This is a genomic window from Aquimarina aggregata (assembly GCF_001632745.1).
Taxonomy (GTDB): Bacteria; Bacteroidota; Bacteroidia; order Flavobacteriales; family Flavobacteriaceae; genus Aquimarina; species Aquimarina aggregata.
Genome location: NZ_LQRT01000030.1, coordinates 1 through 3,424, shown reverse-complemented (window position 1 = coordinate 3,424; position 3,424 = coordinate 1). Strand labels below are relative to the sequence as shown.

General features: G+C 30.5%; 4 protein-coding genes. All 4 read left to right on the top strand.

Annotation, left to right across the window (positions count from 1 at the left end; genetic code table 11):
• The first annotated feature begins 240 nt into the window (after window positions 1-240).
• The 4 genes from AWE51_RS26675 (at window position 241) to AWE51_RS18245 (ending at window position 3,135) form a co-directional block, all read left to right on the top strand.
• Window positions 241-657: a hypothetical protein gene (locus AWE51_RS26675; protein WP_066316473.1), complete on the top strand. Its 417-nt coding sequence runs from the start codon at window positions 241-243 to the stop codon at window positions 655-657.
• A gap of 188 nt (window positions 658-845) precedes the next feature.
• A complete protein-coding gene (locus AWE51_RS18255; RefSeq protein ID WP_066316471.1) occupies window positions 846-1,505 on the top strand; it encodes a hypothetical protein in 660 nt (219 codons plus the stop codon).
• Between the two features lie 79 nt (window positions 1,506-1,584).
• Complete coding sequence (locus AWE51_RS18250) at window positions 1,585-2,085, top strand: hypothetical protein (RefSeq protein ID WP_066316466.1); 501 nt, start codon at window positions 1,585-1,587, stop codon at window positions 2,083-2,085.
• Window positions 2,086-2,439: 354 nt separating this feature from the next.
• Window positions 2,440-3,135: a hypothetical protein gene (locus tag AWE51_RS18245; RefSeq protein ID WP_157766169.1), complete on the top strand. Its 696-nt coding sequence runs from the start codon at window positions 2,440-2,442 to the stop codon at window positions 3,133-3,135.
• Window positions 3,136-3,424 lie beyond the last annotated feature (289 nt).

Sequence of the window (3,424 nt, the reverse complement as noted above, 5' to 3'; positions counted from 1 at the left end):
GTGGGTAACACGATATATAGCAAATAGGGCAGTCAGTGTTTAATCGAAAGGTTGTTGTCTATTTGCAAAGTCGCCAAATCTTTTGATTTGGTATTAAAAAAGAAAAATTAAAACCACGCTGAAGACGTGGCAAGCAGAAAATACAAAAGATTTGGCTTGTGGCTAAACCGATAATAATCGCTTTTTTTCTGCCCAACTTGCCATATATTTAACGTTGTGGGTAATTGAAAAAACTTAAAATTGATAAAAAAAATAACATTAATCGGATTTGTTTTTCTTTTGGTTAGTTGCTTCCCTGTTGAAACCAAGAATGCTGAGAAAGCTTATAAATATTGGTCTCGTAGTGAGATCCCAAATGAAATTGAATTAATTAAAGGTGAATATTATCAATCACCACATTTTTCACTCGAATATGAGCTATTTCTCAAATTTAAATCTGACAAAAAATGGTTTGAAAAATTTGTTAAATATAACGGACTTGAAATTGACACAATCAGAAATGATTGGAAAAATTGGACTGAACTGCCTGAATGGTTTGAACCTGACCAAAATTTTCTAATTTATGCAAAAGATCAAACAAACGAATTTGAACGCTCAAGATATTTACGAAATCCAGAAACTGGAATAAGCTATATCTATGAAACTGTTGGAATGTAAAAAAAACTCCCCACAACAACATATATGTGATCATAGCAGTTCGGTGATAAATCGATTGGTTCGTGTATATTTAGTAAGGCGCAATGCTTGCAGAATGAAAAAGTTAGCAACCAATGCGCAGAAATATCGAAAATCAGGGTAACATTTTGCCCTGCTACGACACATATATTAAACGTTATCTATAATTAATGAAACACTATATATTTTTTATATTACTCATTTTGATTAGTTCTGATTCGGAAAGAGTTATCGGAACTTTTGAAATCATAGATAACCTTAATGAAGATACTATAGAAATAAGGAAAGACGGGACCTACACCTATAAGGAAAGAGGTGATAGTTGTTGGTTATGGAATGATTTTACTGGAAAATGGAAATTAGAAGATATCACACTGACTTTATTTGAGATACAAAGAACTTTGGATATAACTTCCAAAATTGAACGCAATTATTTTGATAACTCTAGCGATTCCATAAGGATAAATGTAAAATCATTTAATGAAGAGTCAATAGGAGATTTTAAAATAAAATATGAAAGTCTAATTAATGGATTACCTAAATATGAAGTAAAAACAGATAACAATGGTATAATTAAGTTACCAAAATTTAAAATTAAATCTTTAGATAATGAAATAGTAGTTATCGGAATGGATTATGTTGTTTATGGTGATACTATTTCTGAGCAATTCTCCATTGATGAAAAAATTGACAATATAATTATTAGATTGAACAAATCACCGGATTCAATCAACCAGTATTATGAACATAAGTTTAAATATAAAGATAATAAGCTGATCTCCTACGAATCGCCAAGATTATCTGAAAATAAAATATATAAAAAACTATAGATAACAATTTGTATAATGCATATGCTCCCTTCGGGAAGCAAACGCACCATACAAGAGACGTTGTGGTGCATCTAAAAAAATGAATGAAATAGTAGAAAAATCAGCAAAAAAAGTAAAAGATCAAATTGAGCTTTGGTTTTTTGGATTTTTTGGAAAAGAGAAATCTGATTTTAATGGAACTGAATTATTTACTCTCTTCGATTTAATTCCTAAATCGGAAAAAATTGAGTTTATTAAAAAAATGGATCTGGAAAAAAACGAAATTCCTGTTTTGATTTTAAAAGTATCAGAATCGGAATTTATTATAAACTCAACTCATAAATTTGTTCTTTTGGATAGCTATAAAACTGAATTCCTTGAATACTCGGAATTTGAACGGCATAAAGGATTCAAAGCTTTCGTTACAACCAGAGAGGAAGGAATGAGTGTAAAACAGAATGGATATTTAGCCGATTTTAAAATTATAAAAAATAATGGCGAAATAATCACTCGAAAAATACCAACTGGTGAACCTGGTTTTGCTTTTTGGAATGTAACCAAAAAGTGTGAATTGATCGGAAGAAAATATAAAATCACGTAATAAAAAACGACACCACAACACGATATATGTGATCATAGCAGCTAAGTGGTCAATCGAATGGTTCTTGTATATTTGGTAAAGCGCAATGCTTGCAGAAAGGAAAAGTTAGCAACCAATGCGCAGAAAAACCGAAAAGCAAGGTAACAATTTGCCCTGCTACGACACATATATTAAACGTTAGCAACTATACATAAAAAATAAATGACTCAAATATTCAGTAACCGGGAAATTTCAATTGTGTTTTGGTTTCTGATTTTCTTTTTGTTTGTGTTAACTAAAAAAAGTGTACGAAATTCTTCAGTACATCTAGTAAAAACATTCTTTAATGAAAAAGTCATTGACATTGTATTTCTTATGACGATCTACATTGGTTTAATCATTCTTGCACTAACATTAATTGGCTTTTGGGAGATATCATTATTAAAGGATTCTATATTATGGATAGTTTTTGCAGGGTTTCCTTTACTAATGAAAACCAATAACATTAACTCTGAACAAGGCTTTTTGAATTCGATTATGAGAGATAGTATAAAAGGAATTGTAATTATTGAATTTATTGCCAATCTGTATACATTTTCACTAATTACTGAATTAATCTTGATTCCAATTATGACATTCATTGGAATAGCACCTTTATTTACCAAAGGTAAACCTGAGTATAAATCGGTTGAAAAGTTATTTAATGGAATTACTTCTATATTCGGATTAATAGTGCTTGGACGCACTATTTTTAAAATTGTTCAAGGGTTTGGAGATTTTGCGAATGTAATGACTGTGAAAAGCTTCCTATTCCCTATTATTTTGACATTTTCATTTGTTCCTTTCTTATATTGTGTTGCACTATGGTCATTGTACGAGATTATGTTTATCAGAATGAATCGTAGATTGAAAAAGAAAAAGCAAAAACGATATTTAAAAAAAAGAATGATTACCACTTTTTGGTTAAATCGTAAAAAGCTTAGGCGATTTCAGAGTGAAATGGGATTCGAACCTATTATGAATAATAAAGACATTGATAATGTTATATTTAAGTTTCTGAAAGAGAAATAGTACAGTTGCTAACATTATATATGAAATCAGAGCAAAGTTTAGTGTCAAATCAAAAGGTCATTTCCTTTTTGTAATAGCGCTAGATTTTTATAAATTAAACAAGAAATAAAAATGCGCAGATAGATCGATTGGTTCAGGCTTGCTTGCCTTGCTCCGATTCATATATTTGGCGTTGTATGCAATAGTCCAGTTCGCAAGGACAATTTTTTCGGAGGAGTACGCGAGGATTATGGAGTTTTATTCTGATCAAAGAGACGGACAAAGCCTTTGCTAAAAGGAGTTGTCCAAG

Bases quoted from the DNA above. Each gene is read 5' to 3' on its own strand.
- AWE51_RS18250 (WP_066316466.1), top strand. From the start codon at position 1,585: ATGAATGAAATAGTAGAAAAATCAGCAAAAAAAGTAAAAGATCAAATT.
- AWE51_RS18255 (WP_066316471.1), top strand. From the start codon at position 846: ATGAAACACTATATATTTTTTATATTACTCATTTTGATTAGTTCTGAT.
- AWE51_RS18245 (WP_157766169.1), top strand. From the start codon at position 2,440: ATGACGATCTACATTGGTTTAATCATTCTTGCACTAACATTAATTGGC.